Here is a 20,791-nt window from a genome sequence, read left to right on the forward strand (position 1 = left end):
TCCAAGTCCGCTATGTAGCGGATGGCGAGGCACATTGCGAGGGCGCCGGAAGCCGCATGGCGACGGTTACGTCGGACCGGATTTGCCAATGCATGTCGCCCGAAGTGTCCCCGGTTCGGGATAACGACATGCATCAAATCAAGGAATCTAAAGCGCGGCCGCCGAATCCTGTTCTCCGCGACGCGCTTTAGTTGTTGCCGAGGATGACGTCGAGGATCGAGGTTTCGCGCCGCACCGTCGGGCCGCCGACATCGGCCTGCGGCACCGGCCGCTTGATCGACGCCGTGCGATCGGTCCGCGCAGGCGGTTCGAAATCGCCTGCTGCATCGGCCTGGCCGGCCGGCTGCTGGCGGCGCGCGGGAAGCGGCAATGGCCGATCCTGCGCGTTGGACGTGCCGATCCCGAGCGCAGGATCTGGCACGTTCGCGTCGGGCACGCTTGCCTCCAGCCGCTGCGGCTCGGGCGTCCATGTGCCTGGCAGTCTGGCGACAGGTACGCCCTCGTGTGCCGCAACCATGAATTCGTGCCACGCGGTGACCGGCAGCGAGCCGCCGGTGATGTTCTTGGTCGCCTTGGCGTTGTCGTTGCCGAACCAGACACCGGTGGTGAGGTTGGCGGTATAGCCGACGAACCAGGCGTCGCGCGAGTTCTGCGTGGTGCCGGTCTTGCCGGCGGCGGGCCATGCAAACGCCGCCTTGCGGCCGGTGCCGGTGTCGATCGTCTGCTTCATCATCACGTTCATCATGCCGACCATTTCCGGGCTGATGACGCGCGGATAGCCGTCATGGGTATTCTCGTAGAGCACTTCGCCGGAGGTCGTCGTCACCCGCTGGACAAAATGCACCTCCGGGCGATAGCCGCCATTGGCGAACGGCACGTAGGCCGCGGTCAGTTCGAGCGGCGTCACTTCCGACGTGCCGAGCGCGATTGAGGTGTTGGACTGCAGCTTGGATTCGATTCCCATGCGGTGCGCCACCTCGACGACGGCATCCGGCCCGACCTCCATGGTGAGTTGCGCGGCCACCGAGTTCAGCGACTTGGCCAGCGCCGTCGCCAGCGTGACCTTGCCGTAATACTTGCCGTTGTAGTTTTCCGGCTTCCATTTGCCGATCCGGATTGGCGCGTCGTTGCGGACGCTGTCGGGCGTGCGGCCATGTTCGAGCGCGGCGAGGAAAACGAACGGCTTGAACGCCGAGCCCGGCTGGCGGCGCGCTTCGGAGGCGCGGTCGAACTGGCTGTCGGCATAGTCGGCGCCGCCGACCATCGCCCGCACCGCGCCGGAATTGTCGATCGAGACAAGCGCGCCCTGGGTGACGTTCAGCTTCTCGCCTTTTTCCTCGATCAGGCGGCGGATCGACTGTTCGGCCAGCTTCTGCAAATTCAGGTCGACGGTGGTGTCGACGATGACGTCGCTGCGCACCTCGCCGATCAGCTCCGGCAGTTCGTCCATGATACGGTCGGCGACATAGTTCTCCGAGCCGGTCCAGTAGGACGACGCCTCTGTCGCCGGCGCGCTCATCGCGGTCGTCAATTCCTTTTCCCCAATCAGTTGCTGCTCGCGCATCGCCGCCAGCACCAGCTGGGCGCGCTGCTCGGCGGCCTTGGGATCGCGGGCGGGCGACAGCCGCGACGGCGCCTTGAGCAGGCCGGCAAGCACCGAGGCCTCCGAAAGCGTCACGTCACGCGCCGACTTGCCGAAATAGCGGCGGGAGGCCGCCTCGACCCCATAGGAACCCGAGCCGAAATAGACCCGGTTCAGGTACATTTCGAGGATCTGGTCCTTGGTGTATTTCTGCTCGAGCCAGAACGCGAGAAGCACTTCCTGTACCTTGCGCTCTATGGTGCGGTCCGGCTTGAGGAACAGGTTCTTGGCAAGCTGCTGCGTCAGCGTCGAGCCGCCTTGCGAAAGCCGCCCCTCCATGATGTTGCCTACCATGGCGCGGGCGAGGCCGATCGGATCGACGCCAAAATGCGAATAGAAGCGGCGGTCCTCGATCGCCATCACCGCCTGCGGGATGTAGGGCGACATTTCATGCAGCCCGACCGCCTCGCCGCCGGTTATGCCGCGATTGGCGACCAGTTGACCGTCGGCCGAGACGATCTTCACATTCGGCGGCCGGTCGGGGATGGCCCAGGTCGTGGCGCTCGGCATCTGGGCGCCGTAGTAGGCGACGATGCCGGCAAGGCCGATGCCGCCCCACAGCCCCAGCACCAGGGTCCAGTAGAAAAGCCGGCCGAACCGGCTGAACAGGCCGCGCTTGCGCCGGCCGGACTTGGAGGCGCGCGCCTTGGAGGATTTGCGGGTCGCGGAAGTCTTGCGGTTCGAAGGCACGACGCGATCCTCCTCGCGCACCGACAGGCCGGACGACCCGCGCGAACGCGACGGTCCGTCGAATGTCGGCTCGATCCGTGTGTTCCTGTCCCTGCCTGCCATGCGTCCGCTGTCCGTCCCCGTTGGTGCGGCGATCGGTGCAGACTAAATGCGGCGATTTAAGGAGGCCTTAAGCCGGTTCGCGCGTTCGTCGGGTCATTCAGCCGGCAGGTCGGCGGCGGCAGGGGATTGCGGCCATCGCTGCAACGCTTCGCGACCCTTCCCTGTGAGTTCGTAAACACCGCGATCGACGCGCGAGAACCACATGTAAACGTTGTGCAGCAGGATCTTGGGCGCGTTGGGCATGGCGGGCTTCAAATCACGCGGCCGTTTTGGCCCGTCGGCGAGCGCGGCGGCGCAAGCCAGTGCCTCCTGGCGGTAAGCCGTCATGATCGGGGCACGCGAGCCTCCGCCCGCGACGGGATCGCCTTGGCGGCGCCGATGTTCGTCAACCAGCCTCGAGCGGCGACGCGGGTCGCGCCGCGGCGTCGGCGCCACCGGGCTGAGAAGAACATGCACTTGGCCGCTGGCGGAGACGCCGAGCAGGCCAAGCCCGAGGCGGCGGCAGAGGTTGCGAAAGCGCGCGTCGCTCTCGCGACCCTTGCCGCGAATGGACATGCATGCGGCGAGCCAGACCTCGTCGCCTGCGGCCATCCGGTCTACCCCCTGGAGGACAAGTTCGAGGTTGAACTGCAGCTTCAGTTCGCAGATGACCACGATGGGCGGAGAATCGGCGCTCAGCGCGAGCAGGTCGCAGCCGCCGATCTCGCCCTTGACCATGAACCCCAGGCCTTCGAGAAACCCTTTTACCGGGCTGTAAAGCGAGGTTTCGAGCACGTCTGTTTCCTCAGCGAATCATGGTCAGCATCGTCTCCCGTGTTGAATCCCAGGTAAACGGACAAATCCTGAGCGATCCGGGGTGGCCATCCAGGCCATCGGAGGCACTTCGCGGGCGCATAGCATTTTCAGACCCGGCAAAGCTTGAAACCGGCTAGAATCGCGACATCTCGATTCGAAAGGGCTTCGATCGGATGCGAACCGAAACTTTTCCAGTGCTGATTGCCGCGATGGCCGCTGCGGCCTGCGGCCAGATCGAGCCGCGCATCGCCGCAAAGGGCGTTACTGTTCCGGTGGTAGCCGTTCTCGACAACAAACCCGCCAATGCCGTCGAGATCGGGCAGGTCAGCACCACGACGTGCCTCAACCGCTTCTGGGACCGGCGGGCTGGCTGGGACGTAGCCCTCGACGCCGCCAAGACCGAGGCGGCCGCCAAGGGAGCCAATGCACTCGCGGGCGTTCGCTACGAAGACGGAAGGGTCCTGCCGTGCGGGTCGAGCCTGAAGGTTTCCGGCACCGCGATCAGGATACCGTAGCGGCCGTACTCAGCTGTGCGCGAAAATATCATCTTCGGGCCAGCCGAGCAGGTCGAGTTTCGAGCGCGTCGGCAGGAAGCGGAAACAGGCGTCGGCGACCTCGACGCGGCCTTCCCGCACCAGTCTTGCCGACAGGGCATCGCGCAGCCGGTGCAGGTAAAGCACATCGGAAGCTGCGTATTCCAGTTGCTCCGGGGTTAGGATCTCCGCCGCCCAATCCGACGATTGCTGTACTTTCGACAGGTTGACGCCGAGCAACTCCGCGCAGATGTCCTTGAGGCCGTGTCGGTCGGTGTAGGTGCGGGTCAGCCGCGACGCGATCTTGGTGCAAAATACCGGTTCCGCCAGGGCGCCGAACGCGTGAAACAAGATGGCGATATCGAATCGGCCGAAATGGAACAGCTTGGTGATCGCAGGGTTGCCGAGCAGGGCGACCAGGTTGGGCGCCTCGCGCTGGCCGGGAGCGATCTGCACGACGTCGGCGGTGCCGTCGCCGGGCGAAAGCTGCACGACGCAGAGGCGGTCGCGGTGCGGGTTGAGCCCGAGCGTCTCGGTGTCGATGGCCACCGCCCCGACATTGTAGTGGTCGAGATTGGGCAGGTCGTGCTTGTGAAAGCGGATGGTGGGGCTGCTGTTGCTCATCGCCGGGCCTCTCAGTTCGTCAACGCGGCGAGGATGCGTGCCCACGAACGCTGGCCCTTCTGGAAGGACCGCAAATCGTACTTCTCGTTGGGCGAATGGATGCGATCGTCCGAAAGGGCGAAGCCGACGAGCAATGACTCCATGCCCAGGAAGCTGCGAAAATCGCCGACCACGGGTATCGAGCCGCCGCCGCCCAGCATCACTGCCGGGTTTCCCCACTCGTCGGTCAGCGCCTCCTTGGCCTTGGCCAGGAACGGCGAGTCATAGGAGAGCTGGATCGCCGGCGAACCGCCATGCGGGTGAAACTCCACCGAACAGTCGGCCGGGATGCGCTGTTCGACGAAAGCGCGGAAGGCGGCGCGTATTTTTTCGGGGTTCTGCTTGTGCACGAGCCGGAACGACACCTTGGCGGAGGCTTCCGCCGCGATCACCGTCTTGAAGCCCTTGCCGGTATAACCACCGTTGATGCCGTTGAATTCGGCCGTCGGGCGCGCCCACACCATTTCCAGGACCGAGCGTCCCTTTTCGCCGGCCGGCTGCGACAGTCCGATGGGGCCGAGGAAGCTTTCAGCGGTCTCGCCGAGCGTTTCCCAGGCTTGCAGCACCTGCGACGGCGTTTCCTCGACGCCGTCGTAGAAGCTCGGAATGGTGACGCGGGCGTCGTCGTCGTGGATGGCCGCGAGGATCTTCGTCAGGATGCGGATCGGATTGGCGGCGGGACCGCCATACATGCCGGAATGCAGGTCGCGATTGGCGGCCTTGACGATAACCTCTTCGCCGACCAGTCCGCGCAAGGATGTGCAGATTGACGGCGTTTCGGGGTTCCACATGTCGGTGTCGCAGACCAGCGCGAAATCGGCCTTGAGTTCGTCCTTGTTCGCATCGAGGAAAGGCTTCAGCGACGGCGAGCCGGATTCCTCTTCGCCCTCGAACAGCAGCGTGATCCGGCAGGGCAGGGAACCGTGCTCGGCCTTCCATACCCGGCATGCCTCGACGAACAGCATCAGCTGCCCCTTGTCGTCGGAGGAGCCGCGGCTGGTGATGACCTTCACGCCTTCTCGTTCTTTCACAGCCGGGTCGAAAGGGTCATCGCTCCACAGTTCGAGCGGATCGACCGGCTGCACGTCGTAGTGACCGTAGAAAAGCACATGCGGGGAGCCGGCGGGACCATCGTGATGGGCGACGACCATAGGGTGGCCGGGGGTATCGCGCACGCTGGCATCGAAGCCGATTGTCTTGAGGTCCGTGACCAGCCATTCGGCGGCCTTGCGGCATTCGGCGGCAAAGGCCGGATCGGTGGAGATCGACTTGATCCGCAGAAGGTTGAACAGCCGTTCGAGGCTCTTGTCGAGATCGCGGTCAAGGCGATCGAGGACCGGGGCAAGTGCGGACATCGGGCTTCCTTTCGAATCTGCGGGCGCCACCCTAAAGCGGCACCGCGGAAACGGAAAGCCCGGCGGCATTGGGCCAGCGGTGGGGGAGAGTTAAAAAAATGCCGCCGTGGTGGAGGGGAAACCACGGCGGCCTTTTTTCGAAACGATGCGGCAGCCCGGAGAGGGGGATGAGGCTGCCGCAGTGTCCGGGTTAGGCGGGGGACGGGCCTTATTCCGGACTCGGCGAAAATTGCCGATGACCCGTATTTGGAAATCCAAAAGAGGCGATTCAAGGGCACGAAAATTACAAGTTTGTAACAAACCCGTGATGGTCCGCCGTATGGCAGTTGCGTGGCATAAGTGGCGTGGCTTTTGGGCGATTGCAATAGACAGTTTGGCGCCTCCGCGTTAGGGCTTACGCCCATGAAAAACGGCGATCATCTCTTCCTTGTCGACGGCTCCGGCTACATTTTCCGGGCCTATCACGCACTCCCGCCTCTCAACCGCAAATCCGATGGGCTTCCCGTCAGCGCGGTGCTGGGTTTCTGCAACATGGTGTGGAAGCTGCTGCAGGACGCCAGAAACACCGCCGTGGGTGTGGTTCCGACGCACTTCGCCGTCATTTTCGACTATTCGTCCAAGACATTCCGCAACGAACTCTATGCCGAATACAAGGCAAACCGCTCGGCGCCGCCCGAGGACCTGATCCCGCAATTCGGACTGATACGCGAGGCGACGCGCGCCTTCGATCTGCCCTGCCTGGAGATGGAAGGTTTCGAAGCCGACGATCTGATCGCCACCTACGCGCGGCTGGCGAGGGAGGCAGGCGGCGACGTCACCATCATCTCCTCCGACAAGGACCTGATGCAGCTCGTCGGGCCGACTGTATCGATGTATGACCCCATGAAGGATCGTCAGATCGGCGTCCCGGAAGTCATCGAGAAATGGGGCGTGCCGCCGGAAAAGATGATCGACCTGCAGGCGCTGACCGGCGACTCGGTCGACAACGTGCCTGGAGTGCCGGGCATCGGTCCCAAGACGGCGGCGCAATTGCTCGAAATGTTCGGGGACCTCGACACGCTTCTTGAGCGCGCAGGCGAGATTAAGCAGGAAAAGCGCCGGGAATCGATCGTCGGGAATGCCGACAAGGCGCGGATATCGCGCGACCTGGTCAGGCTGAAGAACGATGTCGCCATCACCGAACCGCTGAGCGATCTCGTGCTGAAGATGCCGGACGGGCCGAAGCTCATCGCCTTCCTGAAGGCAATGGAGTTTTCCACCCTGACGCGCCGCGTCGCCGAAGCCACCGGCGCGGATATCGCCGTGATCGAGTCCGCCAAGGTCGAGGTCGAGAGTGGAGCCGACGCGCATGGCCCGGACGTCGGTTCCGGGCAGACGGCAGCCAAATCCGCCTCGCCCGTCGAAACGGCCAAGCCTGCCACAACCGGGGCCGGCCCTGCAGCGGCAGATACCCCGCAGACGCCGGCGATGCTTGCCGCCGCCCGCGCGCAGGCAGCGATGAATGTGGCGATCGATCGCGGCAAATACGATTGCATCCGCGACCTTGCCACCCTGCAGCAATGGGTGGCGGAAGCGCGCGCTGAGGGCACGGTCGCGTTCCGCACGGAAACCACCTCGCTCGACCCGATGCGCGCTGAGCCGGTGGGTTTTTCGCTCGCGATTCGGCCAGGCCGTGCCGCTTATATCCCCGTTGGGCATCGTGCCAGCGCCGTCGATCTGCTCGGCGGCGGTCGCAGCGACAACCAGGTTGGGCTGGACGAGGCACTGGCGGAACTCAAGCCGCTGCTCGCCGACAGGTCGGTGCTGAAGATAGGCCACAACCTGAAATACGACTGGCTGCTGATGCACCGGCTCGGCATCGACGTGGCCCCGTTCGACGACACGATGCTGATCTCCTACGTGCTCGGCGCTGGCACCGGCGCGCACGACATCACCGCATTGGCCGAGCGTTGGCTCGGCCATGACATGATCCCGTTCAAGGAAGTGACCGGCTCCGGCAAGAACCTCGTCACCTTCGACCTGGTCGACATCGAGCGTGCGACGACGTACGCGACCGAAGGCGCCGATATCGCCATCCGCCTCTGGCATATCCTGAAGCCGCGCCTTGCAGCCGACGGGCTGGTTTCCGTCTATGAGCGGCTGGAGCGGCCGCTGGTGCCGGTGCTGGCACGCATGGAGGAACGCGGCATCTCCGTCGACCGGCAGATGCTGTCCCGTCTGTCCGGCGAATTCGCCCAGCGTGCCGGCGCCCTGGAAGAAGATGTCTATACCGCTGCCGGCGAACGCTTCACCATCGGCTCGCCCAAGCAGCTGGGCGATATCCTGTTCGGCAAGATGGGGCTGCCGGGCGGTTCGAAAACCAAGTCCGGCCAATGGTCGACCACGGCGCAGCTGCTTGAGGAACTGGCCGCGGAGGGCTACGAACTGCCGCGCCGTATCGTTGACTGGCGCCAGCTCACCAAGCTGAAATCCACCTACACCGATGCGCTGCCGGAATACATCCACCCCGAAACCAAGCGCCTGCACACGTCATACGCGCTCGCTTCGACGCCGACTGGGCGCATCTCGTCTTCGGAACCCAACCTGCAGAACATCCCCATCCGCACCGCCGAGGGCCGGCGCATCCGCACCGCCTTCATCGCCGACAAGGGCAACAAGCTGGTGTCGGCCGATTACAGCCAGATCGAGTTGCGCGTGCTTGCCCACATCGCCGACATCCCGCAACTGCGGCAGGCGTTCGCCGACGGCATCGACATTCACGCGATGACCGCTTCCGAAATGTTCGGCGTGCCGGTCGAGGGCATGCCCTCGGAAGTCCGGCGTCGCGCCAAGGCGATCAATTTCGGTATCGTCTACGGCATTTCGGCTTTCGGCCTGGCCAACCAGCTGTCGATCGAACGATCCGAGGCGGGTGACTACATCAAGAAATATTTCGAGCGCTTCCCCGGCATCCGCGACTATATGGACGGTGCCAAGCAGATGGCCCGCGACAAGGGGTTTGTCGAAACCATCTTCGGCCGACGCATCCACTATCCGGAAATTCGCTCGTCCAATCCGTCGGTGCGCGCCTTCAATGAGCGCGCCTCGATCAACGCGCCGATCCAGGGTTCGGCTGCCGACATCATCCGCCGCGCCATGATCCGCATGGAAGATGCCTTGAAAGAGGCCGGCCTTTCGGCACGCATGCTGCTCCAGGTGCACGACGAACTGATCTTCGAGACCTCCGAGGATGAGGTCGAGGCAACATTGCCGGTGATCAAGAAGGTGATGGAAAACGCCGCCATGCCGGCCGTCGACATGGCAGTGCCGTTGCATGTCGACGCGCGCGCCGCAGACAACTGGGACGAAGCGCACTGACAAAAGGACGCCGTCCAAAACAGCGGCGCCCTCATGCAATCGATCAGGCGCGCGCCGGAATGTTCAGCCCGCGCTGGACCGCCGGCCGGGCCAGGCCACGATCGAGCCAGGCCTGCGTATTTTTGAACTTGTCCAGTTCGAGTATTTCGCCGGCTCCGTAAAAGCCGCCCATATTGCGGACCCAGCCGAGGGTGGCGATGTCGGCGATGGAGTAGTCGTTGCCCATGATCCACTCGCGGCCGGTCAGCCGGCCCTCGAGCACGCCGAACAGGCGCTTGGATTCGTCGCGATAGCGCTGGAACGGCCGCTTGTCCTCGTATTCCCGGCCGGCGAACTTGTGGAAGAAGCCGAGCTGGCCGAACATCGGGCCGATCGAGGCCATCTGGAAGAACACCCATTGCAGGGTTTCATAGCGGAGCGCCGGATCGGCGGACATCAGCTTGCCGGTCTTCTCGGCGAGGTAGACGAGGATGGCACCCGACTCGAACAGGCCGATCGGCTTGCCGCCCGGACCGTCGGGATCGATGATTGCCGGGATCTTGCCGTTTGGATTGAGCGAAAGAAATTCCGGGGTCCAGCTCTCGTTCTTGCCGATGTCGATGAGATGCGGCTCATAGGGAAGGCCGAGTTCCTCGAGCGCGATCGAAACCTTGACGCCGTTGGGTGTCGGAAGGGAGTAGAGCTGGATGCGGTCGGGGTACTGCGCCGGCCAGCGCTGGGTAATCGGAAATGCGGAGGGGAATACGGACAGGTCGGCCATCGGGGTTCCTTGGATATTGCTGAGCAAGGCTACAGCGACTGGAAGGTTTGCTTCAGTTAAGCACGCTTCGCCAGTTCATCAATGCCGGCCGGGCAAAAAGCCGGAAGTGCCTCGGCAGCAAGGAGGAAAAAGGCCTCAGGCCGCCTTGAACGCGATGGTGGAGTTGGTGCCGCCGAAGGCGAATCCGTTGCTGATCGCGGCACGGACCGAGCGAACCCTGGCAACGTTTGGGGTGACATCGAGGTCGCATTCCGCGTCTTTTTCACGGTAGTTGGCGGTCGGCGGCACGATGCCTTCGCGGATTGCCATGACGCAGGCAATCATCTCGATTGCGCCAGACGCGCCCATGCAATGGGCATGCATCGACTTGGTCGACGACACCGAAAGGCTGTCGGCATGCTTGCCGAAGACCCGGCGGATCGCGGCCGTCTCGATCTGGTCGTTGGCCTTGGTGCCGGTTCCATGGGCGTTGATGTAGTCGACTTCTTCGGGCGCCAATCCCGCATCGAGAAGACAGGCTCGCATCGCCGCGACCGGACCCTCGACGGTGGGTGCGACGATGTCGGTCGCATCGGCGGAAAGCCCGGTGCCTGCGAGTTCAGCCAATATGGTGGCGCCCCGCGCGGTCGCATGCTCCCAGGTCTCGAGCACCGCCATGCCGGCGCCCTCGCCGATGACCAGCCCGTCGCGGTCGGCGGAAAATGGCCGGCAGGTCTCGCGGGCGAGCGCCCGCAGGGCTTCCCAGCTTTTCAGGATGCCGTAGACCAGCGGTGCGTCGGTGCCGCCGGCCAGCATGATATCGGCGCGGCCAAGCCGCAACTGGTCCGCCGCCGTCGCCAAAGCATGGTTCGACGATGAGCAGGCGGAAGTCACGCCGAACACCGGTCCGCGCAGTCCATGCACCATCGAAACCTGGCTCGCCGCGGCCCCCGGCATGATGCGGGGAACGGTGAAGACGTCGACGCGTGGGCGCCCTTCGAGGAATACCGCTCGATAATTGTCCTCGGCGGTCTTGCCTCCGTAGATCCCGGTGCCGACGATGGCGCCGACGCGCGCCGTGTTGGTCTGGTCGATGGTGATCCCGGCTTGCCTGATCGCCTCGCTCGCAGCGATGACGGCAAGCAGGCTGAAGCGGTCCATCGTCACCAGCCGCTTGCGGTCGAGCCCATGCTCGGGCAATTGCTTGATCTCGGCGCCGATCCGGACCTTCAACTCGTGGAGGGGCGTGGTGGTGATCTCACCGATGCCGGACAGGCCGGCGCGCATCGAACCCCAGATTGCCGGAACATCCGTGCCGAGTGCGCAAAGCCCACCCATGCCGGTGATGACAATGCGCGGCGATGCCATGTCAGGGTTGTTTTTCGATCAGGCTGCGAACCGCGGTGACGATGTCGCCCACGTCCTTCAAATTGTTCCAGGCCTCGACCGTGTTCATCTCGATCTCGATGCCATAGGCCTCCTCAAGGTCGAAAACGATCTCGGTGAGTTCCAGCGAATGGATGCCCAGCGCGGTCAGTTCCGTGGCCAAGGTGATCTCCCCGCCATCCGGGTCGGCATGAGCCTTGATCTTCTCGATGATCTCGCTTGCGAGCTTGTCCGTCATCGCGTTGGTTTCCTGCAAGACGTTTCCCCAATTTCGCGGTTGTTGTCCGCTTGTTTCCCCCGGAACACTCGCTGCCAGCACAAACCACATGGCCGCTACGGCAAAGAACGCTGAAACTCTATAGAAACTGAAACGCAGCGAAGCAACAAGCGATATCTCGACAAAGCCGGCCGAAGCCTTAACGTGGCGGCAGGGAGCATGCAGCCGAATTCATGAATAACCAGCTCGCAGACCTCGAACCGCAAAGGGTCTCGGCACGCGCCGAGCTTTCCGTGCTGCATCTGGAAGGCCGCTCCCGGCTTTCCCGGCTGTATCAGGAAGGCGCCGCCAAAATCCGGCTGCCGCGTGCCGACAGCGACCCCCTGGAAGCCGTGCTGATCAACACCGCGGGAGGCCTGACCGGAGGCGACCGCCTTCGCTGGACAGTCGATGTCGGACGAATGGCCTCGGCGACGGTCACCACGCAGGCTTGCGAGAAAGTCTATCGCGCCGAGACCGGCCGCGCGGAGGTCTCCTGCAATTTCTCCGTAGGTGCCGGCGGGCGGCTTGCCTGGCTGCCGCAGGAAACCATCGTTTTCGACCGCGCGGGGTTCTCACGCCGGCTCGAAGCCGATCTCGGCGAAGGGGCAGAGGCGCTGATCGTCGAGGCGACCGTGTTCGGACGCAAGGCAATGGGCGAAAGCGTCGGCCGGGCGATGTTTGCCGACCGCTGGAGGATCCGGCGCAATGGCCGGCTCATCCATGCAGAGGACTTTTCGATCGGACCCGATGTCGCCGACACCTTGTCCCGGTCGGCGGTCACCGGCGGTGAGATCGCAATCGCAACAGTCCTGATGGTTTCCGACGACGCTGCGAACCAGCTGGAAGCCGCGCGGACAATCGTCGGGGAAGACGGCGGCGTCAGCGCCTGGAAAGTTACGGAGTCTGGCAAGCTTCTTGCGAGGCTCTTCGCCACGGACAGCTATTCGCTCCGAAAGCGGCTGGTGCCGTTGATCGAATTGCTCAACGGGCAGGCAAGCCTGCCCAAAGTATGGTCACTTTAGGATTATCGCAGACGCATGAACCTCACTCCGCGGGAAAAAGACAAACTTCTGGTCGCGATGGCCGCCATCGTCGCCCGCAAGCGGCTCGAACGCGGCGTCAAGCTCAACCATCCCGAGGCGATCGCCCTGATCACCGATTTTGTCGTCGAAGGCGCCCGCGACGGGCGTTCGGTGGCCGACCTGATGGAGGCGGGCGCTCACATCGTGTCGCGCAGCCAGGTCATGGAAGGCATCGCCGAGATGATCCATGATGTGCAGGTCGAAGCGACGTTTCCGGACGGCACCAAGCTGGTGACCGTTCATCAACCGATCAGGTGAGGTCAGACATGCTGGAACTCAGGCCAAACTGCGAATGCTGCGACAGGGATCTGCCGGCGAGTGCTCCGGACGCGATGATCTGCACCTTCGAATGCACCTTTTGCGCGGATTGCGCGGAAACGGTGCTGGGCGGCGTCTGCCCGAATTGCGGTGGCGACTTTTCGCGGCGCCCGATCCGTCCGGCTGCCATGCTGGCGAAATATCCGGCATCGACAAAACGCGTCCTGAAGGCCGAAGGCTGCACGCCGGTCGGCAAGGCTGCCTGAGCTGATAACAACGCATTGGAGTTCGAAACCATGATCGGAAGGCTGGCGATTGCCCTTGTAATCCTTGGAGCAGGCTCGGTTCCGGCCTTTGCGCATCTCAATCCCGACGAGCACGGTTCCTTCGCCGCCGGCCTCTCGCATCCGCTGTTCGGAGTCGACCATATCCTCGCAATGGTGGCGGTCGGCCTGTGGGCGGCCCTTTTGGGCGGACGCGCCCTGTGGCTGGTGCCGTCGGCCTTTGTCGGCACGATGGCGATCGGCTTCGCGGCGGCGTTGTCGGGTTTATCCCTGCCCTTCGTCGAGCCGGTGATCCTCGCCTCGGTCGTGATCACCGGCCTGCTTGCCGCGGTGGCGCTGCGGATCCCGGTCTGGGCCTGCATGGCGATGGTCGGGTTTTTCGCTTTTTTCCATGGTTACGCGCATGGCGGCGAGTTGGGTTCGGCGGGCGCCCTCTCTTTCGGCATCGGCTTTGCCGTTTCGACGGCACTGCTTCATGCAGCGGGCATCGGCATCGGTTTCGGACTGGGCCGTATTTTCGGTGACGGGGCGGGACGGCTGGCCACGCGGATCGCCGGAGGCGCGACGGCGCTGGGCGGCCTCTGGCTGGCGCTCGGCGCCTGAGGTTTGCCGAGATGATCCCCGGAGAAGTCATTCCTGCACCCGGCACCATCGAACTCAATGCGGGCTCGCGCGCGGTGACGTTGAAAGTGGCGAACACCGGCGACCGGCCGATACAGGTCGGCAGCCACTACCATTTCTTCGAAACGAATGAAGGGCTGCGCTTCGACCGCGAAAAGGCGCGGGGCATGCGTCTCGACATCGCCGCCGGTACGGCGGTGCGGTTCGAACCCGGGCAAGAGCGCGACGTGACGTTGGTGCCGATTGGCGGGAAGCGGGAAGTCTACGGCTTCCAGCAGAAGGTCATGGGGAAAATCTGAGTGGGCGTATGGCCGCCGAGCGATCTATTGCGCCGGCTTGGCAGCGGCGTAGATGACGATGCCGTTCGAGCCGTCGAAGTCGACGGCCAGGACGTCGCGGATCAGGACCTGCCGCGAATCGATCGCGTGGTAGAGCATCGCGTTGCCCTCGATCTCCTGCCGGAGTTCAACAACCTCGGCCTCATGTTCCTTGACCTTGGCCTCGATCTCAGGCGGCGGGCCGCCTTCGGTTATCGCCGCATCGGACAGGAAAACGATGTCGACGTTGTCCAGTTTCGAGGTCTTTCGCACGGTGCTGATGTTTTCCCGGGTCTTTTCGATCGCGGCGATGACCTTGCCCGCATCGGTTGCGGCACGCGATTCTTCCTCCTTGACGTCCGATCCGATGATCTTGTCGACAGCTTCCTTGCTCTCCAAGCCTTGCGCGCTGACAAAGGCAGGCGAAGCGAGGACGATGAAAAAGCCGGCCATTGCCAGCGCGTGACGCCATCTCGCGCCGCAAACCTTCATGGACATTTTGGTCTCCTGGCAGTGCCGGTTTCAAAACCCACTCCAGCACCGCTGGAGCGTAACGATTGCGGCCCGGCCGGGGTTCCCTCGTCGGAAAAACGGGCCGGCCTGAGGCCGACCCGCCGGGAAGCTTGGTCAGCTTGCCTTCTTGGTGATCAGCGTCAGGGCGCCGTTGTTGCCCATGCTGGCGGCGATGACCTGCGCCGAGCTGAGGCCCTTGGCTTCGAGCGCCGATTTGATCTCGGGCGTTGCGTCGATCGAACTGCGCAATTTCTGCAGATCCTCATCGCTGCGCTTGGCGACGACATCATTGACCTGCGCCTGGGTGGCTTCAGGCAGATCCTTGATGTCGACAATGCTCACGGTGTTGATCGTCGGCGCGGCCGACGGTGCGTTGGGCGCCGCCGGAGCCGGCGCCGCCGGCGGTTCGGCCGGTTGCTGCTGGGCGCTGGCAGCGGTGGCGAGCGTGAGCGCGGCACCGGCCACGAGAATCGTCAATTTGCGCATGGATATTCCTTTCCGTCGCTTGGGAAACGGTTATTTCGGAACGCCCCGGCCGCCGCGTGCGGCACCTCATACGGAAAATGGGATCAGAAGCTGCCGCTCATCGGGTCATTCCGTGACCATAAGATGGCAGGAATGTGGAAGACGATCCCGACCGACCTGCATTTTGGGAGCAATTGCTGATGGCGACGATCACCCGTTTCTCCTATGCGCAGATGTTCGGCCCGACCACCGGCGACCGGGTGCGGCTGGCCGACACCGAGCTTTTCATCGAGGTCGAGAAGGATTTCACCACCTACGGCGAAGAAGTGAAATTCGGCGGCGGCAAGGTCATCCGCGACGGCATGGGGCAAAGCCAGGTTTCCCGCGCCCGGGGTGCGGTCGATACGGTGATCACCAACGCGCTGATCGTCGACCACACCGGCATCTACAAGGCCGATGTCGGGCTGAAGGACGGCCGCATCCATGCCATCGGCAAGGCCGGCAACCCCGATACGCAATCGGACGTGACGATCATCGTCGGCCCGGGAACGGAAGTGATCGCCGGAGAAGGCAGGATCCTCACCGCAGGCGGTTTCGACGCGCACATCCATTTCATCTGCCCGCAGCAGATCGAGGAAGCGCTGATGGCCGGCATCACCACCATGCTCGGCGGCGGCACCGGCCCGGCCCACGGCACGCTGGCGACGACCTGCACGCCCGGTCCATGGCACATGGCGCGCATGATCCAGTCCTTCGACGCGTTCCCCATGAATATCGGCCTGTCGGGCAAGGGCAATGCCTCGTTGCCGGCGGCACTGGAGGAAATGATCCTCGGCGGCGCCTGCTCGCTGAAGCTGCACGAGGATTGGGGCACCACGCCGGCGGCGATCGACTGCTGCCTGTCGGTCGCCGACGAATACGACGTGCAGGTGATGATCCATACCGACACGCTGAACGAAAGCGGTTTCGTCGAGGACACGGTGAAGGCCTTGAAGGGCCGCACCATCCACGCCTTCCATACCGAGGGGGCCGGTGGCGGCCACGCGCCGGACATCATCAGGGTCTGCGGCTTGCCCAACATCATTCCGTCATCGACCAACCCGACGCGGCCCTACACGGTCAACACCATTGCCGAGCATCTCGACATGCTGATGGTCTGCCACCATCTGTCGCCGTCGATCCCGGAAGACATCGCGTTTGCCGAAAGCCGTATCCGCAAGGAGACGATCGCGGCGGAAGACATCCTGCACGACATCGGCGCCTTCTCGATAATATCGTCGGACAGCCAGGCGATGGGCCGTGTCGGCGAAGTGGCGATCCGCACCTGGCAGACCGCCGACAAGATGAAGCGACAGCGCGGTTCGCTTCCTGAAGAAACCGGCGACAACGACAATTTCCGTGTCCGACGCTACATCGCGAAATACACGATCAATCCGGCGATCGCCCACGGGCTGTCGAAGGAGATCGGTTCGGTCGAGGTTGGCAAGCGGGCCGACCTGGTGCTGTGGAGCCCGGCATTCTTCGGCGTGAAGCCGGACATGGTGCTGATCGGCGGCATGATAGCCGCCGCTCCGATGGGCGACCCCAACGCCTCGATCCCGACGCCGCAGCCGGTGCATTACCGCCCGATGTTCGGCGCCTATGGCAAGGCGGTGACCAATTCGTCCGTCACCTTCGTCTCCAGGGCAGCGCTCGATGCCGGGCTGCGGGAGAAGATCGGGGTCGACAAGCAGATGCTGGCGGTCGAGAACACCCGCGGCGGCATCGGCAAGCGCTCGATGATACTGAACGACGCCATGCCGCATATCGAGGTCGACCCGGAAACCTACGCGGTCCGCGCCGACGGCGAACTTCTGACCTGCCCTCCGGCAACCGTGCTGCCGATGGCGCAGCGGTATTTTCTGTTCTAGCAGACGGATATCCCGATGACCGCATCCTGGCAGTTCTGGGCCTTGCTCTCCGCATGTTTTGCCGCACTCACCGCGATATTCGCAAAGGTCGGCGTCGAGCACGTCAATTCGGATTTCGCCACCTTCATCCGCACCATCGTCATCCTGGCCGCGCTCGGTGCGATCCTGTACGCCACCGGGCAATGGCAGCCGCCGGCGTCGGTGTCCGGCCGCACCTATCTGTTCCTCGTCCTGTCGGGCCTTGCCACCGGAGCGTCCTGGATCTGCTATTTCCGCGCGCTGAAGCTTGGCGATGCCGCACGCTTGGCGCCGCTCGACAAGCTGAGCGTGGTCCTGGTCGCGGTGTTCGGCGTGATGTTCCTGGGCGAGAAATTGTCGATGGCCAACTGGCTGGGCGTCCTGATGATCGCCGGTGGCGTCATCCTGCTGACCACTAGGATCTGGTCGTAGAACCGAGCGGCAGAGTGGTTTTCCATTCCGATCTGGCCTAGCGACGGGAAGAGTCCGAACCCTGTGAATTCGTGAGGCCCATGATCTACGTCGTCGCTACGCTCACCATCAAGCCGGGAACGCTGGATCACCTGCGCGAACCCGCCGCCGCCTGCATTGCCGAAACGCGCAAGGAGGCTGGTTGCATCTCCTACGAACTGTTCGCCAGTCTCGCCGATCCGGAAAGACTGGTCTTCATCGAGAAATGGGAAACGCGGGAAGCGCTGACCGCGCATTCGAAGCAGCCTCATCTCAAGGCATGGCGTGACGCCAGCGGGCCGCATCTGGTATCGCGCAGCATCGAGATCGTCCATCCCGAGAAAGTGGAAGAGTTCTAGGAGGAATGATGTACCAAGCAGTCGGTTCACCGGGTTCGCGTGTCAGCCGTGTTTTGTGGATGCTGGAGGAATTGGGCGCGCCCTATGAGTTCGTGAAGGTCGGACTGCGGTCGCCGGAAATGTATGCCCTCAATCCGTCGGGCAAGTCGCCGGCGCTGGTCGATGGCGACGTGGTGGTGACTGACTCGGCGGCGATCTGCGTCTATCTGGCCGACAAACACCCCGAAAAAGCTATGGGCGCGGCACCCGGTTGTGCCGGCCGCGCCGAGATGGACGGCTGGATGCATTTTGCCCAGTCCGAACTAGAAGCGCCGCTGTGGAACAAGCTCCGGCACCGCTTCCTGCTCCCCAAGGACGTGCGGGTCGATGTCGGGCCGGCCGCCGCGCATGATTTCGCCGGCGAGGTCGGCACCCTGGAACGGCGCCTCGGCGACAAGGAATTCGCGCTCGGCAACCGCTTCAGCGCGGTCGACGTCCTGCTCGGCGACATGGGCGCCTGGGCCCGCGCCGGCAAGTTCAAGATCGAATCGGACAAGGTGAACGCCTATTTCGACCGTGTCCTGTCGCGCCCGACGCGCATCAGGGCGGAAGCAAAGGGCGCGAAATGATGCCCTCGCTGAGTTCAGCGGTACAAAATGGCGTGGAGGCGCGCATATGAAACTCAACCTGCAGACCGACTTCACCAAGCTGGCACGCGCCACGTCGATCGCACCCGCAGGCGAGGCTGGAACGGCGGCCCCCGATGGCAGAGCCGTGCTTGCTCATGACGAGCGTCATCTGCGCCGCCGCGTCGTCGAGTTGGCCGATGGAGGCAAGGTGCTGGTCGACCTGCCTGAGCCCGTCGCCTTGAACAATCGGGACAGGCTGTTGCTTGAGGATGGCCGGCAGGTCGAGATCGTTGCCGCCGAGGAAGAGCTTTACGCGGTGCGCGCCCGCAACCCCGTGCATCTTGTCGAACTCGCCTGGCACATCGGCAACCGCCATCTTGCCGCGCAGATCGAGGAGAACCGCCTCGTCATCCTGCGCGATCATGTGATCAAGGCGATGCTGCAAGGGTTGGGCGCGACGGTGACCGATGTTGTCGAGCCCTTTTCGCCAGCGCGCGGGGCCTATTCCGGGCACGACCACGGCCACAGCCATGGTCACGATCATAGCGACGGTCATGGGCATGGCGAGCGCGACCGGTTCGGGCGCTTGCCGGGCGATCCGCATTATGGTCACAACCATGACTGACAGCCGGCCCGATCCGCGCCTGCTGCGGCTTATAGCCTGGCTTTCTCCGGCATTTCCGGTCGGCGCCTTCAGCTACAGCCACGGACTCGAACGCGCCGTCCATGATGGACTGGTCAGCGATCCCGAAGGTCTCGAAGACTGGCTGGTCCAACTCATCGAGATCGGATCGGGCTGGAACGACGCCGTGTTGTTCGCCGAGAGCTGGCGGCGGGCGCGCGACGGCAGTGATCCGACATCGGTCGCTGAACTCGCGGTGGCCTTGGCGGGATCGCGGGAGCGCCATGCCGAAACGACGCTGCTCGGCGCGGCATTCCTCAAATCCGTCGCCGCGTGGCCGCAGCCGGGCTCGGCGGATCTGCCACCCGTCTGCCCGTATTGCGTGGCGGTGGGCGCGACTGCCGGCGCGCATGGCATTGACCTTCGTGACGCGCTGTCGGTGTTCCTGCAGGGTTTTGCCTCGAACCTCATCCAGGCGGCGATCAGGCTCGGCGTGACCGGCCAGAGCGGCGCGGTTACCATATTGGCAAGTCTCGAACCGCTGCTGCTCGAAACGGCGTCGCGCGCCAGCCGGTCGACACTGGACGATCTCGGTTCGGCAACCGTTATGTCGGAGATCGTGGCGATGAAACACGAGGCACAATATTCGAGGCTGTTTCGTTCATGATGGCGTTGTCGGCGATTGTGGCCGTGGCGCTTTTCGCGATTGCCGCGCTTCATGCCTATTGGGGCTTCGGCGGTGTCTGGCCTGGTACCGACGCCGCCTCCTGCGCCAGGACCGTCGCCGGCTTTCGGGGCGTGGACACGATGCCTGGACCTGGTGCCAGCTTCGCGGTGACCGCCGCGCTTGCGGCGGCCGCGTTGATCGTGCTGGTTCAAGGCGGCTGGATTCTGCCTCCCCTGCCGGGTGCTCTATTCACGCTCGCCGCGATCGGCGCCGCATTGGTCTTTCTGGGGCGCGGCATCGCCGGTTTTACGCCGGCGTGGCGGCGTCTTACTCCCGAGCAGCCGTTTGCCAGGCTCGACGTCCGTTATTATTCGCCGCTCTGCCTGCTGATCGGCTTGGCCTTGCTGCTTCTCGCCTTGAAAGGGTTTGTTTGATGCGTTCCGCAAACGGTCCACTGCGCATCGGCATCGGCGGTCCCGTCGGTTCCGGCAAGACGACGCTTACCGAAAAGCTCTGCAAGGCGATGCGCGACGAGTTTTCGATCGCGGTGGTCACCAACGACATCTACACCAGGGAGGACGCCCTGATGCTGGCGCGGCTGCAGGCGTTGCCGGAGGAGCGCATCATGGGCGTCGAGACCGGCGGCTGCCCGCATACGGCGATCCGCGAGGATGCCTCGATCAACCTCCAGGCGATCGCCGAGATGAACCGCAAGTTTCCGGATCTCGACATCGTCTTCATCGAATCCGGCGGCGACAATCTCGCAGCCACCTTTTCGCCTGATCTCGCGGACCTGACGCTTTACGTCATCTCGGTCTGCCAGGGCGAGGAAATCCCGCGCAAGGGCGGCCCCGGCATCACGCGTTCCGATTTCCTGGTCATCAACAAAAGCGACCTCGCGCCTTATGTGAACGTCAATCTCGACGTCATGGAGAGCGACGCGGGAAAAATGCGCGGCAAGCGGCCGTTCGGCTTTACCGATCTTTCGCGCGGCAAGGGCTTGCAGGAGATCGTCGACTTCATCGTCGATAATGGCGGTCTGGGGCTGGACCAGCGGAAATCCGCCTGAGGCGCCGGTTGTCGGGTTGTCGATCCC

Annotated in this window: 24 protein-coding genes; 15 read left to right on the forward strand and 9 right to left on the reverse strand. The window is 63.8% G+C overall.

Annotated elements, in window-relative coordinates; all coding sequences use genetic code 11:
• Nucleotides 1-187: 187 nt before the first annotated feature.
• Nucleotides 188-2,434 (reverse strand): transglycosylase domain-containing protein, encoded by a 2,247-nt coding sequence (locus OHD58_RS06180; RefSeq protein WP_263802187.1) that lies wholly within the window; start codon nt 2,432-2,434, stop codon nt 188-190.
• A gap of 93 nt (nt 2,435-2,527) precedes the next feature.
• On the reverse strand, nt 2,528-3,208 hold the full coding sequence (locus OHD58_RS06185; RefSeq protein ID WP_263802188.1) for a DUF2161 family putative PD-(D/E)XK-type phosphodiesterase: 681 nt from the start codon (nt 3,206-3,208) through the stop codon (nt 2,528-2,530).
• A 194-nt stretch (nt 3,209-3,402) separates the two neighbouring features.
• Here OHD58_RS06185 and OHD58_RS06190 point away from each other — a divergent pair, with 194 nt between their 5' ends.
• Complete coding sequence (locus tag OHD58_RS06190; RefSeq protein ID WP_263802189.1) at nt 3,403-3,744, forward strand: hypothetical protein; 342 nt, start codon at nt 3,403-3,405, stop codon at nt 3,742-3,744.
• Nucleotides 3,745-3,753: 9 nt separating this feature from the next.
• On the opposite strand, the gene OHD58_RS06195 is transcribed toward OHD58_RS06190, so the two are convergent.
• Both OHD58_RS06195 and OHD58_RS06200 read right to left on the reverse strand, forming a co-directional pair.
• Entirely contained in the window at nt 3,754-4,386 is a 633-nt protein-coding gene (locus OHD58_RS06195; protein WP_263802190.1) for a ribonuclease D, read from the reverse strand.
• A gap of 11 nt (nt 4,387-4,397) precedes the next feature.
• Complete coding sequence (locus OHD58_RS06200) at nt 4,398-5,780, reverse strand: M20/M25/M40 family metallo-hydrolase (RefSeq protein WP_263802191.1); 1,383 nt, start codon at nt 5,778-5,780, stop codon at nt 4,398-4,400.
• A 402-nt stretch (nt 5,781-6,182) separates the two neighbouring features.
• Between OHD58_RS06200 and polA the strand changes: the two genes are divergently transcribed.
• Nucleotides 6,183-9,137: a DNA polymerase I gene (polA, locus tag OHD58_RS06205; RefSeq protein WP_263802193.1), complete on the forward strand. Its 2,955-nt coding sequence runs from the start codon at nt 6,183-6,185 to the stop codon at nt 9,135-9,137.
• A gap of 43 nt (nt 9,138-9,180) precedes the next feature.
• Here polA and OHD58_RS06210 read toward each other — a convergent pair whose 3' ends face one another.
• From OHD58_RS06210 to OHD58_RS06220, 3 genes are all read right to left on the reverse strand, one after another.
• On the reverse strand, nt 9,181-9,897 hold the full coding sequence (locus OHD58_RS06210) for a glutathione S-transferase N-terminal domain-containing protein (RefSeq protein WP_263802194.1): 717 nt from the start codon (nt 9,895-9,897) through the stop codon (nt 9,181-9,183).
• Between the two features lie 135 nt (nt 9,898-10,032).
• Nucleotides 10,033-11,244 carry a beta-ketoacyl-[acyl-carrier-protein] synthase family protein gene (locus tag OHD58_RS06215; protein ID WP_263802195.1) on the reverse strand — a complete coding sequence of 404 codons (1,212 nt, stop codon included), beginning with the start codon at nt 11,242-11,244 and terminating at the stop codon, nt 10,033-10,035.
• A 1-nt stretch (nt 11,245) separates the two neighbouring features.
• Nucleotides 11,246-11,500, reverse strand: a complete 255-nt coding sequence (locus OHD58_RS06220; protein ID WP_263802196.1) for an acyl carrier protein — start codon at nt 11,498-11,500, stop codon at nt 11,246-11,248.
• A gap of 212 nt (nt 11,501-11,712) precedes the next feature.
• Here OHD58_RS06220 and OHD58_RS06225 point away from each other — a divergent pair, with 212 nt between their 5' ends.
• The 5 genes from OHD58_RS06225 to OHD58_RS06245 are packed head-to-tail and all read left to right on the forward strand — an operon-like array spanning nt 11,713 to nt 14,065.
• The gene (locus OHD58_RS06225) at nt 11,713-12,543 is read left to right on the forward strand and encodes an urease accessory protein UreD (protein ID WP_263802197.1); all 831 of its coding nucleotides are present in this window, start codon (nt 11,713-11,715) and stop codon (nt 12,541-12,543) included.
• Between the two features lie 15 nt (nt 12,544-12,558).
• Nucleotides 12,559-12,861, forward strand: a complete 303-nt coding sequence (locus OHD58_RS06230) for an urease subunit gamma (protein WP_263802198.1) — start codon at nt 12,559-12,561, stop codon at nt 12,859-12,861.
• An 8-nt stretch (nt 12,862-12,869) separates the two neighbouring features.
• Nucleotides 12,870-13,127: a DUF1272 domain-containing protein gene (locus OHD58_RS06235; RefSeq protein ID WP_263802199.1), complete on the forward strand. Its 258-nt coding sequence runs from the start codon at nt 12,870-12,872 to the stop codon at nt 13,125-13,127.
• 30 nt (nt 13,128-13,157) lie between these two features.
• Nucleotides 13,158-13,748, forward strand: a complete 591-nt coding sequence (locus tag OHD58_RS06240; RefSeq protein ID WP_263802201.1) for a HupE/UreJ family protein — start codon at nt 13,158-13,160, stop codon at nt 13,746-13,748.
• A gap of 11 nt (nt 13,749-13,759) precedes the next feature.
• The gene (locus OHD58_RS06245) at nt 13,760-14,065 is read left to right on the forward strand and encodes an urease subunit beta (RefSeq protein ID WP_263802202.1); all 306 of its coding nucleotides are present in this window, start codon (nt 13,760-13,762) and stop codon (nt 14,063-14,065) included.
• A gap of 24 nt (nt 14,066-14,089) precedes the next feature.
• Here the strand turns inward: OHD58_RS06245 and OHD58_RS06250 are convergent, their stop codons facing one another.
• Entirely contained in the window at nt 14,090-14,581 is a 492-nt protein-coding gene (locus OHD58_RS06250; protein ID WP_412177165.1) for a hypothetical protein, read from the reverse strand.
• Between the two features lie 129 nt (nt 14,582-14,710).
• Nucleotides 14,711-15,082, reverse strand: a complete 372-nt coding sequence (locus tag OHD58_RS06255; protein ID WP_263802204.1) for a hypothetical protein — start codon at nt 15,080-15,082, stop codon at nt 14,711-14,713.
• Nucleotides 15,083-15,261: 179 nt separating this feature from the next.
• On the opposite strand from OHD58_RS06255, the gene ureC reads away from it, so the two are divergent.
• The 8 genes from ureC (at nt 15,262) to ureG (ending at nt 20,764) form a co-directional block, all read left to right on the forward strand.
• Nucleotides 15,262-16,971: an urease subunit alpha gene (ureC, locus tag OHD58_RS06260; protein ID WP_412177166.1), complete on the forward strand. Its 1,710-nt coding sequence runs from the start codon at nt 15,262-15,264 to the stop codon at nt 16,969-16,971.
• 15 nt (nt 16,972-16,986) lie between these two features.
• On the forward strand, nt 16,987-17,421 hold the full coding sequence (locus tag OHD58_RS06265; protein WP_263802206.1) for an EamA family transporter: 435 nt from the start codon (nt 16,987-16,989) through the stop codon (nt 17,419-17,421).
• An 80-nt stretch (nt 17,422-17,501) separates the two neighbouring features.
• The gene (locus tag OHD58_RS06270) at nt 17,502-17,798 is read left to right on the forward strand and encodes a putative quinol monooxygenase (RefSeq protein ID WP_263802208.1); all 297 of its coding nucleotides are present in this window, start codon (nt 17,502-17,504) and stop codon (nt 17,796-17,798) included.
• An 8-nt stretch (nt 17,799-17,806) separates the two neighbouring features.
• Complete coding sequence (locus OHD58_RS06275; RefSeq protein ID WP_263802209.1) at nt 17,807-18,406, forward strand: glutathione S-transferase family protein; 600 nt, start codon at nt 17,807-17,809, stop codon at nt 18,404-18,406.
• Between the two features lie 46 nt (nt 18,407-18,452).
• Complete coding sequence (ureE, locus tag OHD58_RS06280; protein WP_263802210.1) at nt 18,453-19,031, forward strand: urease accessory protein UreE; 579 nt, start codon at nt 18,453-18,455, stop codon at nt 19,029-19,031.
• Complete coding sequence (locus OHD58_RS06285) at nt 19,024-19,695, forward strand: urease accessory protein UreF (RefSeq protein ID WP_263802211.1); 672 nt, start codon at nt 19,024-19,026, stop codon at nt 19,693-19,695. The genes ureE and OHD58_RS06285 overlap by 8 nt, the downstream gene beginning before the upstream one ends.
• A complete protein-coding gene (locus tag OHD58_RS06290) occupies nt 19,692-20,129 on the forward strand; it encodes a DUF3995 domain-containing protein (RefSeq protein ID WP_263802212.1) in 438 nt (145 codons plus the stop codon). The genes OHD58_RS06285 and OHD58_RS06290 overlap by 4 nt, the downstream gene beginning before the upstream one ends.
• A complete protein-coding gene (gene ureG / locus OHD58_RS06295; RefSeq protein ID WP_263802213.1) occupies nt 20,129-20,764 on the forward strand; it encodes an urease accessory protein UreG in 636 nt (211 codons plus the stop codon). The genes OHD58_RS06290 and ureG overlap by 1 nt, the downstream gene beginning before the upstream one ends.
• Nucleotides 20,765-20,791: the final 27 nt, after the last annotated feature.

The organism is Mesorhizobium sp. ZC-5, from assembly GCF_025753855.1.
In the GTDB taxonomy this organism is placed as follows: domain Bacteria; phylum Pseudomonadota; class Alphaproteobacteria; order Rhizobiales; family Rhizobiaceae; genus Neomesorhizobium.

Excerpts from the sequence above, each read along its gene's own strand:
- OHD58_RS06180 (WP_263802187.1), bottom strand. The coding sequence starts at position 2,434 with ATGGCAGGCAGGGACAGGAACACACGGATCGAGCCGACATTCGACGGA.
- OHD58_RS06190 (WP_263802189.1), top strand. The coding sequence starts at position 3,403 with ATGCGAACCGAAACTTTTCCAGTGCTGATTGCCGCGATGGCCGCTGCG.
- OHD58_RS06195 (WP_263802190.1), bottom strand. The coding sequence starts at position 4,386 with ATGAGCAACAGCAGCCCCACCATCCGCTTTCACAAGCACGACCTGCCC.
- OHD58_RS06200 (WP_263802191.1), bottom strand. The coding sequence starts at position 5,780 with ATGTCCGCACTTGCCCCGGTCCTCGATCGCCTTGACCGCGATCTCGAC.
- polA (WP_263802193.1), top strand. The coding sequence starts at position 6,183 with ATGAAAAACGGCGATCATCTCTTCCTTGTCGACGGCTCCGGCTACATT.
- OHD58_RS06210 (WP_263802194.1), bottom strand. The coding sequence starts at position 9,897 with ATGGCCGACCTGTCCGTATTCCCCTCCGCATTTCCGATTACCCAGCGC.
- OHD58_RS06215 (WP_263802195.1), bottom strand. The coding sequence starts at position 11,244 with ATGGCATCGCCGCGCATTGTCATCACCGGCATGGGTGGGCTTTGCGCA.
- OHD58_RS06220 (WP_263802196.1), bottom strand. The coding sequence starts at position 11,500 with ATGACGGACAAGCTCGCAAGCGAGATCATCGAGAAGATCAAGGCTCAT.
- OHD58_RS06225 (WP_263802197.1), top strand. The coding sequence starts at position 11,713 with ATGAATAACCAGCTCGCAGACCTCGAACCGCAAAGGGTCTCGGCACGC.
- OHD58_RS06230 (WP_263802198.1), top strand. The coding sequence starts at position 12,559 with ATGAACCTCACTCCGCGGGAAAAAGACAAACTTCTGGTCGCGATGGCC.
- OHD58_RS06235 (WP_263802199.1), top strand. The coding sequence starts at position 12,870 with ATGCTGGAACTCAGGCCAAACTGCGAATGCTGCGACAGGGATCTGCCG.
- OHD58_RS06240 (WP_263802201.1), top strand. The coding sequence starts at position 13,158 with ATGATCGGAAGGCTGGCGATTGCCCTTGTAATCCTTGGAGCAGGCTCG.
- OHD58_RS06245 (WP_263802202.1), top strand. The coding sequence starts at position 13,760 with ATGATCCCCGGAGAAGTCATTCCTGCACCCGGCACCATCGAACTCAAT.
- OHD58_RS06250 (WP_412177165.1), bottom strand. The coding sequence starts at position 14,581 with ATGTCCATGAAGGTTTGCGGCGCGAGATGGCGTCACGCGCTGGCAATG.
- OHD58_RS06255 (WP_263802204.1), bottom strand. The coding sequence starts at position 15,082 with ATGCGCAAATTGACGATTCTCGTGGCCGGTGCCGCGCTCACGCTCGCC.
- ureC (WP_412177166.1), top strand. The coding sequence starts at position 15,262 with ATGGCGACGATCACCCGTTTCTCCTATGCGCAGATGTTCGGCCCGACC.
- OHD58_RS06265 (WP_263802206.1), top strand. The coding sequence starts at position 16,987 with ATGACCGCATCCTGGCAGTTCTGGGCCTTGCTCTCCGCATGTTTTGCC.
- OHD58_RS06270 (WP_263802208.1), top strand. The coding sequence starts at position 17,502 with ATGATCTACGTCGTCGCTACGCTCACCATCAAGCCGGGAACGCTGGAT.
- OHD58_RS06275 (WP_263802209.1), top strand. The coding sequence starts at position 17,807 with ATGTACCAAGCAGTCGGTTCACCGGGTTCGCGTGTCAGCCGTGTTTTG.
- ureE (WP_263802210.1), top strand. The coding sequence starts at position 18,453 with ATGAAACTCAACCTGCAGACCGACTTCACCAAGCTGGCACGCGCCACG.
- OHD58_RS06285 (WP_263802211.1), top strand. The coding sequence starts at position 19,024 with ATGACTGACAGCCGGCCCGATCCGCGCCTGCTGCGGCTTATAGCCTGG.
- OHD58_RS06290 (WP_263802212.1), top strand. The coding sequence starts at position 19,692 with ATGATGGCGTTGTCGGCGATTGTGGCCGTGGCGCTTTTCGCGATTGCC.
- ureG (WP_263802213.1), top strand. The coding sequence starts at position 20,129 with ATGCGTTCCGCAAACGGTCCACTGCGCATCGGCATCGGCGGTCCCGTC.